Below are 14,778 nucleotides of genomic sequence, written 5' to 3' on the forward strand. Positions count from 1 at the left end.
CTACAGGCTACGAGCGTCCAGATAGCGGCTGCGGTGCTGCGCGGCGAATCCCATCGACTCGTACAGTCCCAGCGCCACCGCGTTGTCGGCGAGCACCTGCACGTAACCGCGCGTCGCACCGCGTTCGGCGCCCCACGCCAGCAGCGCCGAGCACAGCTTCCTCCCGACGCCCCGGCCGCGGGCGTCCTCGTCCACCCGCACCGACGACAGCCCCACCCAGCGGCCGCCGTCGGGAGCCGTCGTCACCGCCGCCCGGCCCACCCCCGCACCCGGCACCGTCGCGAACACCACCTCCCCGTCGATGACCGCGGTCAGTACCTCGACGGGCACCTCGCGCTGCAGCAGGCGCAGCCACTCGGCGTCCGGTGTCGCAGCGAGCTGTACTTCGCCGTTACCCTGTGCAGCCTCCAATTCGGTTGCCATCACGACGGTTTCGAGATGCGGCGGCCGCTCGGGCGGGCGGAACAGGCGGTCGGGCAGCGACAGCCACGGGGTGAGCCCCCGCGCGGTGTACCAGTCGACGATCTCCGGGATCGCCGACGCATCCGACTCGAAGCCCAGCGGCACCGCGGAATTACCGCGATGGGTGTGGCCGTCGGCGGCGCGCAGCAGCCACCCGCGGACCCAGCGCTGCTCCAGACCCGGCCACGCGAGCGCGGCCGCGTGCTCGAGCTTGCGGATGTCGGCCGTACGCACCGTTTTCGGCGGCAGCGCCTTGAGTACGACGACATCGCGGGGGTCGACGTCGACGATCTCACCGTGCTTGGTCTGGACCCGAAGCGCCGGATCGTCGGCCAGCAGGTGACCGATGACGTCGGTCAGCGGCGGATCGGAACCGGCGGGCAACCGGTACCGGATGATCACCCGGGTCCCCACCGGCGGCACCTGCATCAGTGACCGAACGGATCGGGGTCCTTGCCGGGCATCCACGACAACCCCGGCACACCCCAGCCGTGTGACTTCACGGCGCGCTTGGCGCTGCGCGCGTGCCTGCCCACCAACCGGTCCAGGTACAGAAAGCCGTCGAGGTGGCCGGTCTCGTGCTGCAGCATCCGCGCGAATAGGTCGGTGCCCTCCAGCGTGATCGGGGTGCCGTCGGCGTCCAGCCCGGTCACCCTCGCCCAGTCGGCCCGCCCCGTCGGGAACGATTCGCCGGGCACCGACAGGCAGCCTTCGTCGTCATCGTCGGGATCGGGCATCGTCTCCGGAACCTCCGAGGTCTCCAGGACCGGGTTGACGACGACGCCGCGCCGACGGGTGAGCCGGCCGCGCACCTCGGCGCAGTCGTAGACGAAGACCCGCTTGGCGACCCCGATCTGGTTGGCGGCCAGGCCGACCCCGTTCGCGGCGTCCATCGTGTCGTAGAGATCGGTGATCAGATCCGCGAGGTCGGGTGGCAGCGAACCGTCGTCACCGACGGGCACCGGCTCGGTGGCGGTGTGCAGGACGGGATCTCCTACGATGCGGATCGGTACGACGGCCATGCGCAAAATCTTAAGTCGGCATTCGTTGCCGCCCGACTCGCGGGCATGTCGGACCGCTCATCGGCGCAACCCGTGGTTGAATGAGCGCCGAACCACAGCGATGTCATTCAAGTTGTCGGAAGGGTCCAAGAGCCAGATGGACGGCGCGATCGCGCGGACTGAGCAATCCGGGGACAACTCTGAACTCTCCGACGGGCTGACCCGGCGCGAGCACGACATACTCGCCTTCGAGCGGCAGTGGTGGAAGTACGCCGGCTCCAAAGAGGACGCCATCAAAGAGCTGTTCTCGATGTCGGCCACCCGCTACTACCAGGTGCTCAACGCGCTCGTCGACCGCCCAGAAGCGCTCGCGGCCGATCCCATGCTGGTCAAGCGGCTGCGTCGGCTGCGGGCCAGCAGGCAGAAGGCGCGCGCGGCGCGCCGCCTCGGTTTCGACGTCACCTGAGGTTCTCCTTTCAGGGCTGCGGGCCCGCTCGATAAGGTGGGCGCAATGAATCAGCGAGACTCGTCCGGTCTACCCCTGCGCGCCATGGTCATGGTGCTGTTGTTCCTCGGCGTGGTGTTCCTGCTGGTGGGGTTCCAGGCGATGGGCTCCGATTCCGACGACGACGCGCAGACGCCGATCGCCACCTCGACGGTCACCAGCACCCCGACCAGCACCTCGGCCGAGGCCGAACCCGCCAGGGCCGAGGTCCGGGTGTTCAACATCTCCGCGGTGCAGGGCGCCGCGGAGGACACCGCCAACCGGCTGCGCGAGGCGGGCTGGGAGGTCGCCGACACCGGCAACCTCGAACTGGCCGACGTGCCCGTGACGACGGTGTTCTTCTCCGACGCCCCCGGCGAGCGCGAAGCCGCCGACGAAGTCGGCAAACTGCTCGAAGCGCCGGTCGAACCGCGGGTGCCCGGGCTCGCCGACCAGCCGCCGGGCGTGGTCGTAGTGGTCACCGGTTAGGCTCTTGCACATGTTCAAGACCGTCGCCGCCGCTGCCTTGTTCACCGTTCCCGCGCTGGCACTGAGCGCGTGCGCCGCACCCGAAATCCCGAGCGACACTCCCGGCACCACACCGTCGGTCTGGACCGGCTCACCGGCGCCGTCCGCCCCGCCCGGTGAAGGCGGCGCCGCAGAAGGTGGTGAGCAGGGTGGCGAAGCCCCGCCGCAGGGCGAGACCCTCACCGCCGAGCTGAAACTGGCCGACGGCACGCCGGTCGCCACCGCGAACATCGCGTTCACCGGTGGCTACGCGACGGTCACGGTGGAGACCACCACCCCCGGCGAGCTGACCCCCGGCTTCCACGGCATGCACATCCACCAGGTTGGAAAGTGCGAGGCCAACTCGGTGGCCCCGACCGGCGGCGCGCCCGGCAACTTCAACTCCGCGGGCGGACACTTCCAGGTGCCCGGCCACAGCGGCCACCCCGCCAGCGGCGACCTGTCGTCGCTGCAGGTCCGTGAGGACGGGTCGGCGAAGCTGGTGACGACGACCGACGCGTTCACCGCCGAGGAGCTCACCTCCGGCGCGGGCACGGCGATCATCATCCACGAGAAGGCCGACAACTTCGCCAACATTCCGCCGGAGCGCTACCAGCAGGTCAACGGCGATCCGCCGCCCGACGCTGCCACTCTGGCGACCGGTGACGCCGGCGCACGGGTGGCATGCGGTGTCATCGCTGCCGGCTAGCAGCCGTATCGACTTCGCCGGTTCACCGCGGCCGACGGTCGGCGTCGAATGGGAGTTCGCGCTCGTCGACGCGGAGACGCGGGACCTGAGCAACGAGGCGACCGCGGTCATCGAGGAACTCGGTGACACCCCGCACGTGCACAAGGAACTGCTGCGCAACACCGTCGAAATCGTCACGGGCATCTGCGATTCGGTGCCCGAGGCGATGGAGGATCTGCGCACCACGCTGGTCAGCGCCCGTCGCATCGTCCGGGACCGCGGCATGGAGTTGTTCTGCGCGGGCACCCACCCGTTCGCCAAGTGGTCGCCGGGCAGCCTGACCGACGCGCCGCGCTACGCCGAACTGATCAAACGCACCCAGTGGTGGGGCAGGCAGATGCTGATCTGGGGTGTGCACGTGCACGTCGGCGTGCGGTCGGCGCACAAGGTGATGGCGATCAACACCTCGCTGCTCAACCACTATCCGCATCTGCTGGCCCTGTCGGCGTCGTCGCCGTTCTGGGACGGTGAGGACACCGGCTACGCGTCGAACCGGGCGATGATGTTCCAGCAGTTGCCGACGGCCGGGTTGCCGTTCCACTTTCAGACGTGGGCCGAGTGGGAGCACTTCGTCCACGACCAGAAGAAGACCGGCATCATCGACCACATGAACGAAATCCGTTGGGACATCCGGCCTTCGCCGCACATCGGCACCGTCGAGATCCGGATCTTCGACGGGGTCTCGAACCTGCGTGAACTCAGCGCGCTGGTCGCGCTGACCCACTGCCTGGTGGTCGACCTCGACCGCAGGCTCGACGCAGGAGAGCCGCTGCCGACCATGCCGCCCTGGCACGTGCAGGAAAACAAGTGGCGCGCAGCCCGATACGGCCTCGACGCGATCATCATCCAGGACGCCGACAGCAACGAGCGGCTGGTCACCGAGGATCTCGACGACCTGCTGAACCGCCTCGAACCGGTCGCGGCCTCCCTCGGATGCGCCGACGAACTCGCGCGCGTCGAAGACATCTACCGGACCGGCGCGTCCTATCAGCGGCAGCGGCGGGTCGCCGAAGAACATGACGGCGACCTGCGCAGCGTGGTCGACGCCCTGATCGCCGAACTGGACATCTGAGATGGTCGCGATACCGATGTTCCCGCTGCAGGTCGCGATGCTGCCCGGCGAGGAACTGCCGCTGCGCATCTTCGAACCCCGCTACACCGCGCTGGTCCGCCACTGTCTGGAACAGCCCGACCCAGCGTTCGGGGTTGTGCTGATCGCCGCGGGCCGCGAGGTGGGCGGCGGGGACACCCGCAGCGACGTCGGCGCGCTGGCGCACATCACCGACGTCGGCGACCACGGCGACGGCCGGTACCGGTTGAAATGCGTGATGGGCGAACGGATCCGGGTGCTCGAATGGCAGCCCGACGATCCGTATCCGCGGGCGGCGGTGCAGCCCTGGCCCGACGAACCCGGCGATCCCGTCGACGCCGACGCGATCCGCACCGTGGAGGACCGAATCGTCGCGCTGTTCGAGCGGATCGCCGCGGCCCGCGGTGCCGAGGTCGACAGTCGCCAGGTGGTGGCCGGCGCCGACGCCTCCGGGGACGCCGGACAATGGTTGTACGCGTTGGCCGCTCGGCTGCCGATGGGGCAGGCCGACCGCTACGCGGTGCTCGCCGCACCCACCGCCGCGCAGCGGCTCGCAGCGCTGCGCGACGCGGTGGAGACGGTGACCGCAATGGTCGAATTCCAGCTGTCCTCAGGCGACTGACCGGTCAGCAGGTTCGCTGGCCCTCGACGAAAACCGTTCGGGGCGTGGCATCGTCGACCTCACCGGCCGCGCAGCGCCCGTAGCGCCCCATCAGATCGGCGGCAGGAAGTGCCGTCACATCCCAGCCGCGCCCGGCCAGCCAGGCGGCCACCTCGGTGCGCTCCTCGACATACCACAGATCCTGTACGTCGAACGTGTCGTCGCTTCCCCCGGCCTGCGCCCGGCTCTCCCGCAGCCTCGCGAGGTACTCGGGGTCGAAGAAGCCGGCGCCGAACGACTCCACGGCGATCCGGCTGCCCCGCGCGCTCAGATCGTGAATCCGCTCGAACAGCAAATCCTGCCCGGCCGCAGGCAGATACGGCAGCAGACCCTCGGCGGTCCAGGCGGTCGGCTCGCTCGGATCGAACCCGGCGTCGAGCAAGGCCCGCGGCCAGTCCTCGCGCAGATCGATCGGCACCGGCCGGTACTGCGCCATCGGCGTGACCCCATGTCGGCGCAACGTGTCGGCCTTGAACGCCAACACCCGGGGCTGGTCGATCTCGTAGACCACGGTGCCGTCGACCCACGGCAGCCGCCAGGCGCGCGCGTCGAGCCCGGCGGCGAGGATCACCACCTGGTCGATGCCGTTGGCGCCGGCGGCGATCAGGAACTCGTCGAACCACTTGGTGCGCGACGCCGCGTAGCCGCCGATCGCCTTGATCCGTTCCACGACGTCGGCCGGCGGCTGCCGCCACCCGCGCTCGACGGCGGCGTCGACGAACAACTGCGCGAACGGATCCAGGAACAGCGGGCACTCGGAGTTGTTCTCCTGCGCCCGCGACCACGCCACGCCCAGGGCGGTCGCGCCGACGCTTTCGGTGACGTCCCAGGTGTCGTCGTCAGACCTGGTCATCGCCACCGCTCTCCGTCTGCTCCGCGAATTCGTGGGCCTCGTCCGCCGTCAACAGATCGTCTCGGACGTTCTGTTCCCGATATGCGAGCTGGCCAACCCGGTTGGCCACCACCGGCGCGGTGATCACGGTGAACAACCCGGTGAGCAGCAGCATGCCGACGTCGGCGTTGCCGCGCAGCCGCAGCGCCGCGCCGGCCAGCACCAGCAGCAGGCCGAGCACCTGCGGTTTGGAGGCGGCGTGCATCCGGGTGAGTGTGTCGGGGAAGCGGACCACCCCGATCGCGGCCGTCAACGCCAGCGTGGATCCGCCGAGCACCAACACGGCGGTGATGATGTCGAAGACGTTCATCGGTGATCCCGTCGGTGGGGTTCCTTGACGTCCGGTACGCGGAACCGCGCGACGCTGACCGAGCCGACGAAGCTGATGATCGCCAGCGCGGTCAGCCCGTAGGTCACGGTGCTGTCGAGGCTGTAGGCCGCCCAGATACCGATACCGCACATGATCACCGCGATCAGCGTGTCGACCGCGACCAGGCGGTCCAACGTGCTCGGGCCGGCGAGCAACCGGAACATCGTGATGGCTGCCGCTGCGGTGGTCATGATCGCCGCGGTGACCCACACCCAAGTCACGCGCGATCACCCCCATTGCTCGCCGGCCGCCAGTCCTCGTCGCGCTCGAAGGTCCGGACCAGCAGCCGTTCCACCTCGGCGACCTGGGCGTAGAAGCGGCTCACCGAGCGGTCGGACCCGACGTCGATCACGTGCATGTACAGCATCCGGCGGGACTGGTCGATCTCCAGCACGATCGAACCCGGAATGAGGTTGAAGATGCTGACCGCCAACGCCAGCACCAGATCCGACTTCACCGACAGGTGCGCGCGCAGCACCGCCGACAGCGGAGGCGGGCCGGGTTTGATCGCCAGCGCCGCAACCTGGAACGAGGACAGCACCAACCGGTAGACTACGGTGATCAGCAGGCGTGCCAGCGACAGCAGATGCACCTTGCCTTCCACCGGTACCGGCGGCAACGGCAGCAGCAGCGTGATCAGCAACGCGACCGCCAACCCCGACACCACGTTGGCCGCACTGAACTGGCCCCACAACAGGTTCCAGACCAGCACCAGCCAGCACACCACCCACACGCGCAGCAGCACGCTTCGCAACGGCGGCCTCGAGCGCGATTTAACGCTCATCGCGGTCCCACCACTGCCGTGATGTACTGCCCCCGGTCGAGCACCTCACTGGACGCGCGCTCGCTGTAGGCGAGGATCGGCCCGGCGAACAGTGTCAGCGCCAACCCGACCGCGATCAGCGCCCCGGTCGGGGCGACCATCCCGGCCGGCATCCGGCCGACGTGATCACGGTCGACGAACTCGATGTCCTCGGGTTCGTCGAGCAGCGCCGACGGCGAGGCGGCCGACAGGTGGCCCTCGGGCGCGTCCTCGCGTGACCGCCAGAACGCCTTGGTCCACACCCGCGCCACCACGTACAGCGTCAGCAGGCTGGTCACCACACCGCCGCCGACCAACGTCCAGGCCAGCACCGAACCGTCCTGCGCGCCGGCCTCCAGCAGCGCGACCTTGCCGATGAACCCGGAAAACGGCGGTATCCCACCGAGATTGAGCGCAGGCACGACGAACACGAACGCCAGCAACGGGCTGGCGGCCGCCAACCCGCCGAGCCGCTGCATCGTCGAGGCGCCGGCCTGGCGTTCGATCAGCCCGACCACCAGGAACAAGGTGGTCTGCACGAGGATGTGGTGCGCGACGTAATAGATGGCACCCGACATGCCGAGCTGGCTGGACAGCGCGATCCCGAACACCATGTAGCCGATGTGACTGACCAGCGTGAACGACAACAACCGTTTGATGTCGCTCTGCGCGATCGCGCCGAGGATGCCCACGATCATGGTGAGCAGCGCGGCCACCAGCAGCACCGGGTCCAGGCCGCCGGACGGGAACAGCAGCGAGTGCGCGCGGATGATCGCGTAGACACCGACTTTGGTGAGCAACCCGGCGAACACCGCGGTGACCGGCGCGGGTGCGGTGGGGTAGGAGTCCGGAAGCCACGCCGACAGCGGGAACACCGCCGCCTTGATGCCGAACGCGACCAGCAGCACCGCGAACAACGCCGACCGGGTTCCGCTGGACACGTCGTCGAGGCGCACCGCGACCTCGGCCATGTTCAGGGTGCCGGTGGCGGCGTAGACCAGCGCGATGCCGAACAGGAACACCAGCGACGACACCATCGACACCATCACGTACGAGATGCCGGCCCGGACACGGTCTTTGCTCGCCCCGATCGTCAGCAGCACGTAGCTCGACGACAGCAGCACCTCGAAGCCGACGAACAGGTTGAACAGGTCACCGGCCAGGAACGCCATGCACACGCCCGCCGAGAGGACCAGGTAGGTGGGCATGAAGATCGACACCGGCTGGCGTTCGTCGCCGTCGCGGATGCCCTGGCCGATGGCGTAGAACACCACCGCCAGCAGCACGATCGACGAGACCACCAGCATCAGCGCCGAGAGCCGGTCCACCACCAGCGTGATGCCCAGCGGACCCATCCCGGGCACCGACTGACCCCAGCCGCCGACGTTGAGCACCAGCGTGCCGTCGCGGTCGGCGAGGTAGAGCAGCGCGCAGCACACCACGACGACGACCGACAGCGCGGCCAGCGTGAGGCTGCGCTGCAACCGCGGCCGTCGGCCGGCGATCAACGTCGCGGCGGCGCTGAGCGTGGGTATCAGCACCGGCAGCGGGATCAACGCGCTGGCAAGGCTCATCGCGAGCCCTCGTAACCGGGCAGCGCGTCCAACTCGTCGGGCGCGTCGGTGTCGCGGGCGGTGTCGACCTGAGGCCGGTCCTCCTCGACGGCGGTGGCGTCGGTGGCGGCCAACTCGGAGACCTTGGCGTCCTCGGGGTCGTCACCGACCTCCTCTTCGGTGGTCAGCCGGTACGACCGGTAGTTCATCGCGAGGATGAACGCCGCCACCCCCATCGTGATCACGATCGCGGTCAGGATCATGGCCTGCGCCAACGGATCTGCGACGACGCCGCTGTCGTTGCTGGTTCGGCCCCGGATCGGGGGACTGCCGGAGCGTCCCCCGACGACGATGATCAGCAGGTTGATCGCGTTGCCGATCAACAGCAGGCCCAACAACATTCGGGTCAGGTTGCGCTCGAGCAGCAGGTACACCCCGGCGGAGGTGAGCGCGCCGAGCAGCACGAGTGGGACGAATGAGGTGGTCATCGGGCGGGCACCGCCGCATCCTGTTGTTCACCCAGTTCGACGTCGATGCGCGCGCCGAGGCTGCGCAGCACGTCGAGCACCAATCCGACGACGATCAGGTACACCCCCAAATCGAAGAACAGCGCGGTGACGAACTTGACCTGACCGAGCACCGGCACGTCGATCTCGATCAGCGCCGACGACAACGCCGGCGCCCCCACCAGGATCGAGCCCAGGGCCGTGCCCGCCGACAGCGTCAGGCCCGCACCGAGGATCTTGCCCGCGTCCAGCGGCAGCGTCTCGCCGAGTTCGTAGCGCCCGCCTGCGAGGTAACGCAGCACCAGCGCCAGCCCCGCGGTCAGCCCGCCGGCGAACCCGCCGCCGGGAGTGTTGTGCCCGGCGAAGAAGAAGTACGCCGACAGGATCATGATCAGCGGGAAGATGATGCGGGTCGCGACCTCCAGGATCAGCGACCGGTGCCGCGGGTCGCGCAACTCACTGCCACGCAACCAGGTGACGTCGCCGAACGCGGGGCTGGTGTTCAGCGTCGCGGGCACCCGTCCGATGTCGGGCTGGCCGGCGTCGGCGACCCGCGGCGGAGCACCGAAACGCCTGTGCCGGAACACCATCGACGCCACACCCGTCGCCGCGACCAGCAACACCATGACCTCGCCCATGGTGTCCCAGGCGCGGATGTCGACCAGCAGCACGTTGACCGCGTTGGCGCCGTGGCCGCGGTAGTAGGCCGCGTCGGGAATCAACGACGCGATCGGGGTGCCGGTGCGCGCGGCCATCGCGTACGCCGCCAGCATCGTCACCGCCGCGCCGACCGCGAGCGCCAGCGCCGCACGCGGCCAGCGGTGCCGCCTGATGTGCACGCGGTCGGCCTCGGCGGGCAGCGTGCGCAGCACCAACACGAAGATCACCAGCGTCAGCGTCTCGACCAGGAACTGGGTCAGCGCCAGGTCGGGTGCGCCGTGCAACGCGAAGATCGCGCCGCAGCCGTATCCCGTCACCCCGACCAGCAGCACCGCGGCCAACCGGTTGCGCATCACCAGCGAGCCCAGCGCCGCGCCGAGGATGATCACGCCGATGACCACCTGCAGCGGCGAACCCCACAGCGCGAAGTTCGGGCGGTCGCGCGCGCCGACCGCCAGCGCGATCGTCGGCAGCAGCACCAGCGTCGACAGGATCACCGACTGGGTCGCCGGAATCGAACCCCGTTGGGTGACCGCGGTCAGCTCCACCGACCAGCGGTCGAGCCACCGCACAACGGCGTCGTAGGCGTGGTCGGCGTTGCCCAGCGGTTCGCGCACCGTGCGCAGCCGTCGCAGCCGCTGCCGGAAGGCGAACGCCGCGACACCGGTCGCCACCACGAGCACCGAGAGCAGAAGCGGCAGGCTCAGCCCGTGCCAGAGCGCCAGGTGGTAGTCGTCGTTGCCGCCGGGAACCGTGTCGGCGTAGCCCTCGAGCACGTCGCCGACGCCCACCGGCCAGATGCCGAACGCCAGCCCGGCCGCGGCCAGGATCGCCGGCGAGATCATGAACGGGATCTCCAGGCGGTGCATCTCGGCGACGCGCTTGCTCGGCTCGCTCTGGACCTTGCGGCCGAACGCGCCGAACAGGAACCGCAGGCTGTAGATGGTGGTGAACACCGAACCGACCACGATGCCGGCCAGCACGAACGGTGCCGCGTGCCCGAGGTACGGGCTGTGCAGCACGGTCTCGAGGTCGGCCTCCTTGGCGACGAACCCGAAGAACGGCGGCAGCGCGGCCATGCTCGCGGTCGCGCCGATCGCGATGACGAGCAGCGGACGCGCGCGGTCGCCGAGCCAGGCCAGCCGGCGGATGTCACGGGTGCCGGTGACGTGGTCGATGATCCCGACGACCATGAACAACGCCGCCTTGAACATCGCGTGCGCCACCAGCATGGCCAGCCCGGCGAGCATCATGTCGCTGCCGCCCGTGCCGACCATCACCGTGATCAGCCCCAACTGGCTGACGGTGCCGAACGCCAGGATCAGCTTGAGGTCGTATTCGCGCACCGCGCGCCAGCCGGCCATCAGCATGGTCAGCAGACCCAGCGAGACCACCATCGGCCGCCACGGGGCCACGTCGGCGAACCCGGGTGTCATCCGCGCGATCAGGTACACCCCGGCCTTGACCATCGCGGCGGCGTGCAGGTAGGCGCTCACCGGTGTCGGGGCGGCCATCGCGCCCGGCAGCCAGAAGTGCATCGGCACGATCGCCGACTTCGACAGCGCACCGATCAGCACCAGCACGACGGCCACCGACACCGCCACACCGCTGGGCGGCGACGCGATCAGCTCCGAGAGCAGGTAGGTGTCGGCGATCTCGCCGAGCACGATGATGCCGACCAGCATCGCCAGCCCGCCGAACGTGGTGACCAGCAGCGCCTGGGTGGCGGCGCGGCGGCTGGTGACGCGTTCGGCGTAGTGACCGACGAGCAGGAACGACAGCACCGTCGTGATCTCCCAGAACACGTACAGCAGCAACGTGTTGTCACTGGTGACCAACCCGAACATCGCACCCGAGAACGCGACCAGTTCGGCGGCGAAGCTGGGCAGCCGGTTCTCTTTGCGGCCGTCGTGGTGATGGAAGTAGTCGGCGCAGTAGAACAGCACGAGCGCGCCGATCGCGAGCACCAGCACGCTCATGATCGCGGCCAGCGAGTCGAAGCGCAGGTTGATGTCCATCGACAACTCGGGCACCCACGGAATGTCGACCCGCGTCGAGGAACCCGGGCTCGGCCAGTTGAGCACCACCCAGACCAGCGAGAACAGCGGAACCAGGGCGAGCGGATAGAACGCCATCCGCCCCCAGCGGTAGACGAGCAGGGGCGCCAGCGCGGTGGCGACCGCGTGGGCTGTCAAGACGGCGAGCAGGGCACTCCGATCGGTTGGGCCGACGGCACGCGGCCGCCAACCAGGGAACTTCTGGTCGGGGTGTCAGCCGAGTAAGTGGCTTCGGTGATTCACATTCTACGGGGGACGATCCGCGTTACTATCCGGCGTCGTTTCCGGCGTTGCTGTCGGGCCGGGCGTCACAGCTACCGTCGCAGCCCCCTCACCACCAACCGGTGGCCTCGGCGAGTTGGCGCGCCAACTCGTCGACCAGCGTCCGCACGTAGGTCGCCGAGAGGTGGTGGGCGTCGTGGTAGACCAGCACATTGCCCTCCACGGCGCGGCACACGTCGGGGCGGCACACCGCGTCGGACAGGTCGAGCACCGACAGCAGCGGATAGCGGTCGGCGTGTTCCAGCGTCGGGTTGCGTTCGGCCAGCATCTCACTGCGGGGCAGGCCGCAGGTCTCGGGGTCGCCGCCGTCGGCGAGGCAGTCGACGGGGGCGAACAGCACGCCGTCGCGGAACATCCACGGGGTGTCGCGCAGCCCCAGGATCGGGATCTGCTGGATGCTCAGCTCGTCCCAGATGCCGAGGTAGCTGTCGGGCACCCGGTCGCCGGGACCGTTCGGGTGTGGCCGGGTGGTGGTGGTGAAGACGTAGTCGGGCCGGTCTACGGTCAGCGCGTCCATCGCGTCGCGCACCCACACCTTGCACAGCGGGTAGGGGTCTTCGGACCCGGCGATGCGCGGGTCGTCGTCGGTGCTCAGCGGGCAGCCCATCTTCAGGTAGGTCACGACGCGGAACCCGTGGCTGCGCCCGACGATGTCCAGCGCGGTGATCCAGTGCTCGGAGTGCGAGCCGCCGGCCAGTGCGATCGTGCGTGCGGCCGAGGCGTCGCCGTACACGCAGCGGATCACCTCGACGCTGGCGAAATCGGTGATGCAGCCGTCGATGGTGGTGGCCGGGAGATCGTCGGTGGCCTCCAGCACGCTGGGCCGCATCGGGAGCCTCGGGACACGCGAGTTCTCCAGCAGCGCCCGAGCGCCCGGGTAGTCGCGGCTCGACAGGGTCTGCAGCTCGACGCCGTTGGCGCGGATCCCCTCGACGTGCCCGCGCCAGGCCAGTGAGGACACCACCAGCGCGACGGCGAGCAGCGCGACGACACCCCCGAGGGCGACCGCACCGTAGCGGGGGCCGGTCGGAAGGCGGTGCGCGGCACGGTCTTTCGATCCGACGCGGAGCGGATTCTCGACCAGACGCGTCGTCAGGTAGGCCAGCACCAGCGACAGCGCGATGATCGCCACGCCCTCGCTGACGCCGACGCCGTCCCGGTCGGTGTGGGCCAGCCAGAAGATCAGCAGCGGCCAGTGCCACAGATACAACGAGTAGGCCATCGTCCCGAGCGTGACCAGCGGCGCGGTGGCCAACAGGCGGTTCGGCGCGGGTGGCTCCCGGGTGCCGCTGAGGATCAACAGGATCGTCGCGCCGACCGGCACCAGCGCCCACGGGCCGGGGAACTCGGCGGCCCCGTCGAGCAGCACACCGCAGGCCAGGATCGCCCCCAACCCGACGACCGCCGCGACCACCCGCAGCCACCGCGGGCACCGCAGGACCGGCAGCACCGCGGCCGCCAGCATCCCGGCGAGCAGCTCCCAGGCCCGGGCGAACGTGTCGTAGTAGGCGTGGGACTGGTCGAGTTGGTGAGTGACCAGCGCGTACCAGAACGACAGCACGGTCAGCACAGAGAGCACGCCGACCAGCACCGCCCGCCGGTGCCGCGCCGCCCCGACGAGCCGCGTCACCAGCGCGATCACCGCAGCCAGGGTCAGCACGCCGACGAAGAACTGGCCCTGCACGGACATCGACCAGATGTGCTGCAGCGGGCTCACCCCCTCGCCGGCGCGCGTGTAGTCGTTGGCGGAGTCGGCCAGATACCAGTTCTGCCAGTAGAACTGGCTGGCCAGCGCCTGGTCGGCGAACTCCTCCCAGCGGGTCTGCGGCTGCACCAGCACGGTCAGCACCGCGGACGCGGCAAGCACCACCACCAGCGCGGGAAGCAGCCGGCGGGCGATGCGGGCGACGGCGCGCGGCCACGACTCGTCGGGTTGGTCGCCGGCGGCCTGGCGCAGCAGCCGGCCGCCGAGGAAGAAGCCCGAGAGCACCAGGAACACGTCGACGCCGCCGGAGACCCGGCCGAACCACACGTGGTAGACGACCACCAGCGCGATCGCCAGACCGCGCAGCCCGTCGAGGTCGCCGCGGATCTGCGTGGTGCGGATCGTCGGGCGGGAGGGCGCGACGGTCACGGTGCTGCTCATCGCGATCGCAATCCTGCCCGTTCGAAAGGTGTCGGCGCCCAAACTAACGCGTCAGATTTGGCGAAGCCAAACGCAGACCCAGGCCGGCACCGTGCCGATGCGGCGCCCGGCCCCGCTACGCGATTCGGGTCGGTCTGATCGAGCCGTGAGCCATCGCGGGAACGGCGTGACAGATGACGCCGATACCCCAGCCCATGATCGGCCAGACCGGCCAGAAGTACCACGACCCCGCGGTCAGTCCGACGGTCAGCCAGATGTCGAGCATCAGCAGTGAGCCGGCGAGGTAGCCCGCGACGTGGAACTGGACGCTGCGGCGGGCCGCGCGTCGCAGCGCCGCGCGGCGGGCGGGGTCGTTGCGTCTCAGGTGAGCGACGGGAAGGTCGGCGGTGAGGGCGTGGAGTTCGGGTCGGGTGCCCGCGGTGAACGCGGTCTGCAGCCGCGACTCGTACTCGGGCATCTCGAGGTAGCCCTGGGCGAGCGCGAGTCCGAGCAGGCGGGCGGTGGTGTCGCGGTCGGCGTCGCCGGCGCGGATGGTGGCGATGGGCGCGGTCATGGAC

The 14,778-nt window shown here is 69.6% G+C and carries 16 protein-coding genes; 5 read left to right on the plus strand and 11 right to left on the minus strand.

The genetic code is table 11. The annotated features are described in order from the left end of the window. A complete protein-coding gene (locus BHQ18_RS17700; RefSeq protein ID WP_069414955.1) occupies positions 1-891 on the minus strand; it encodes an N-acetylglutamate synthase, CG3035 family in 891 nt (296 codons plus the stop codon). Further along, positions 891-1,484 carry a peptide deformylase gene (locus BHQ18_RS17705; RefSeq protein WP_069414956.1) on the minus strand — a complete coding sequence of 198 codons (594 nt, stop codon included), beginning with the start codon at positions 1,482-1,484 and terminating at the stop codon, positions 891-893. Before BHQ18_RS17705 ends, BHQ18_RS17700 begins: the two co-directional genes overlap by 1 nt. A 136-nt stretch (positions 1,485-1,620) precedes the next feature. Here BHQ18_RS17705 and BHQ18_RS17710 point away from each other — a divergent pair, with 136 nt between their 5' ends. The 5 genes from BHQ18_RS17710 to BHQ18_RS17730 are packed head-to-tail and all read left to right on the plus strand — an operon-like array spanning position 1,621 to position 4,914. Then, positions 1,621-1,929, plus strand: a complete 309-nt coding sequence (locus BHQ18_RS17710) for a nucleoid-associated protein NapA (protein ID WP_064351385.1) — start codon at positions 1,621-1,623, stop codon at positions 1,927-1,929. A 45-nt stretch (positions 1,930-1,974) separates the two neighbouring features. Beyond that, entirely contained in the window at positions 1,975-2,436 is a 462-nt protein-coding gene (locus tag BHQ18_RS17715) for a LytR C-terminal domain-containing protein (RefSeq protein ID WP_205866133.1), read from the plus strand. Positions 2,437-2,446: 10 nt separating this feature from the next. Beyond that, the gene (sodC, locus tag BHQ18_RS17720) at positions 2,447-3,163 is read left to right on the plus strand and encodes a superoxide dismutase[Cu-Zn] (RefSeq protein WP_069414958.1); all 717 of its coding nucleotides are present in this window, start codon (positions 2,447-2,449) and stop codon (positions 3,161-3,163) included. Further along, positions 3,144-4,274, plus strand: coding sequence for a glutamate--cysteine ligase (locus BHQ18_RS17725; protein ID WP_069415073.1), 1,131 nt, complete (start codon positions 3,144-3,146; stop codon positions 4,272-4,274). The genes sodC and BHQ18_RS17725 overlap by 20 nt, the downstream gene beginning before the upstream one ends. Before the next feature lies 1 nt (position 4,275). Next, on the plus strand, positions 4,276-4,914 hold the full coding sequence (locus BHQ18_RS17730; protein WP_069414959.1) for an LON peptidase substrate-binding domain-containing protein: 639 nt from the start codon (positions 4,276-4,278) through the stop codon (positions 4,912-4,914). A 4-nt stretch (positions 4,915-4,918) separates the two neighbouring features. On the opposite strand, the gene BHQ18_RS17735 is transcribed toward BHQ18_RS17730, so the two are convergent. From BHQ18_RS17735 to BHQ18_RS17775, 9 genes are all read right to left on the minus strand, one after another. Then, entirely contained in the window at positions 4,919-5,806 is an 888-nt protein-coding gene (locus BHQ18_RS17735) for an SAM-dependent methyltransferase (RefSeq protein WP_069415074.1), read from the minus strand. Then, a complete protein-coding gene (gene mnhG / locus BHQ18_RS17740; protein ID WP_069414960.1) occupies positions 5,793-6,155 on the minus strand; it encodes a monovalent cation/H(+) antiporter subunit G in 363 nt (120 codons plus the stop codon). Before mnhG ends, BHQ18_RS17735 begins: the two co-directional genes overlap by 14 nt. Next, the gene (locus BHQ18_RS17745) at positions 6,152-6,436 is read right to left on the minus strand and encodes a monovalent cation/H+ antiporter complex subunit F (protein WP_069414961.1); all 285 of its coding nucleotides are present in this window, start codon (positions 6,434-6,436) and stop codon (positions 6,152-6,154) included. Before BHQ18_RS17745 ends, mnhG begins: the two co-directional genes overlap by 4 nt. Next, positions 6,433-6,999, minus strand: coding sequence for a Na+/H+ antiporter subunit E (locus BHQ18_RS17750; protein ID WP_069414962.1), 567 nt, complete (start codon positions 6,997-6,999; stop codon positions 6,433-6,435). The genes BHQ18_RS17745 and BHQ18_RS17750 overlap by 4 nt, the downstream gene beginning before the upstream one ends. Further along, a complete protein-coding gene (locus BHQ18_RS17755) occupies positions 6,996-8,591 on the minus strand; it encodes a Na+/H+ antiporter subunit D (protein ID WP_069414963.1) in 1,596 nt (531 codons plus the stop codon). Before BHQ18_RS17755 ends, BHQ18_RS17750 begins: the two co-directional genes overlap by 4 nt. Beyond that, positions 8,588-9,058 (minus strand): Na(+)/H(+) antiporter subunit C, encoded by a 471-nt coding sequence (locus BHQ18_RS17760; protein ID WP_069414964.1) that lies wholly within the window; start codon positions 9,056-9,058, stop codon positions 8,588-8,590. The genes BHQ18_RS17755 and BHQ18_RS17760 overlap by 4 nt, the downstream gene beginning before the upstream one ends. After that, complete coding sequence (locus tag BHQ18_RS17765; RefSeq protein ID WP_069414965.1) at positions 9,055-11,943, minus strand: Na+/H+ antiporter subunit A; 2,889 nt, start codon at positions 11,941-11,943, stop codon at positions 9,055-9,057. Before BHQ18_RS17765 ends, BHQ18_RS17760 begins: the two co-directional genes overlap by 4 nt. Positions 11,944-12,124: 181 nt before the next feature. Next, on the minus strand, positions 12,125-14,221 hold the full coding sequence (locus BHQ18_RS17770) for an acyltransferase family protein (RefSeq protein ID WP_069414966.1): 2,097 nt from the start codon (positions 14,219-14,221) through the stop codon (positions 12,125-12,127). A 115-nt stretch (positions 14,222-14,336) separates the two neighbouring features. Then, complete coding sequence (locus tag BHQ18_RS17775; RefSeq protein WP_069414967.1) at positions 14,337-14,774, minus strand: DUF1707 domain-containing protein; 438 nt, start codon at positions 14,772-14,774, stop codon at positions 14,337-14,339. Positions 14,775-14,778: the final 4 nt, after the last annotated feature.

It is taken from the genome of Mycolicibacterium flavescens (assembly GCF_001722335.1).
Classification (GTDB): Bacteria; Actinomycetota; Actinomycetes; order Mycobacteriales; family Mycobacteriaceae; genus Mycobacterium; species Mycobacterium flavescens.

Excerpts from the sequence above, each read along its gene's own strand:
- BHQ18_RS17735 (WP_069415074.1), bottom strand. The coding sequence starts at position 5,806 with ATGACCAGGTCTGACGACGACACCTGGGACGTCACCGAAAGCGTCGGC.
- BHQ18_RS17715 (WP_205866133.1), top strand. The coding sequence starts at position 1,975 with ATGAATCAGCGAGACTCGTCCGGTCTACCCCTGCGCGCCATGGTCATG.
- mnhG (WP_069414960.1), bottom strand. The coding sequence starts at position 6,155 with ATGAACGTCTTCGACATCATCACCGCCGTGTTGGTGCTCGGCGGATCC.
- BHQ18_RS17755 (WP_069414963.1), bottom strand. The coding sequence starts at position 8,591 with ATGAGCCTTGCCAGCGCGTTGATCCCGCTGCCGGTGCTGATACCCACG.
- BHQ18_RS17750 (WP_069414962.1), bottom strand. The coding sequence starts at position 6,999 with ATGAGCGTTAAATCGCGCTCGAGGCCGCCGTTGCGAAGCGTGCTGCTG.
- sodC (WP_069414958.1), top strand. The coding sequence starts at position 2,447 with ATGTTCAAGACCGTCGCCGCCGCTGCCTTGTTCACCGTTCCCGCGCTG.
- BHQ18_RS17710 (WP_064351385.1), top strand. The coding sequence starts at position 1,621 with ATGGACGGCGCGATCGCGCGGACTGAGCAATCCGGGGACAACTCTGAA.
- BHQ18_RS17775 (WP_069414967.1), bottom strand. The coding sequence starts at position 14,774 with ATGACCGCGCCCATCGCCACCATCCGCGCCGGCGACGCCGACCGCGAC.
- BHQ18_RS17705 (WP_069414956.1), bottom strand. The coding sequence starts at position 1,484 with ATGGCCGTCGTACCGATCCGCATCGTAGGAGATCCCGTCCTGCACACC.
- BHQ18_RS17770 (WP_069414966.1), bottom strand. The coding sequence starts at position 14,221 with ATGAGCAGCACCGTGACCGTCGCGCCCTCCCGCCCGACGATCCGCACC.
- BHQ18_RS17730 (WP_069414959.1), top strand. The coding sequence starts at position 4,276 with ATGGTCGCGATACCGATGTTCCCGCTGCAGGTCGCGATGCTGCCCGGC.
- BHQ18_RS17700 (WP_069414955.1), bottom strand. The coding sequence starts at position 891 with ATGCAGGTGCCGCCGGTGGGGACCCGGGTGATCATCCGGTACCGGTTG.
- BHQ18_RS17760 (WP_069414964.1), bottom strand. The coding sequence starts at position 9,058 with ATGACCACCTCATTCGTCCCACTCGTGCTGCTCGGCGCGCTCACCTCC.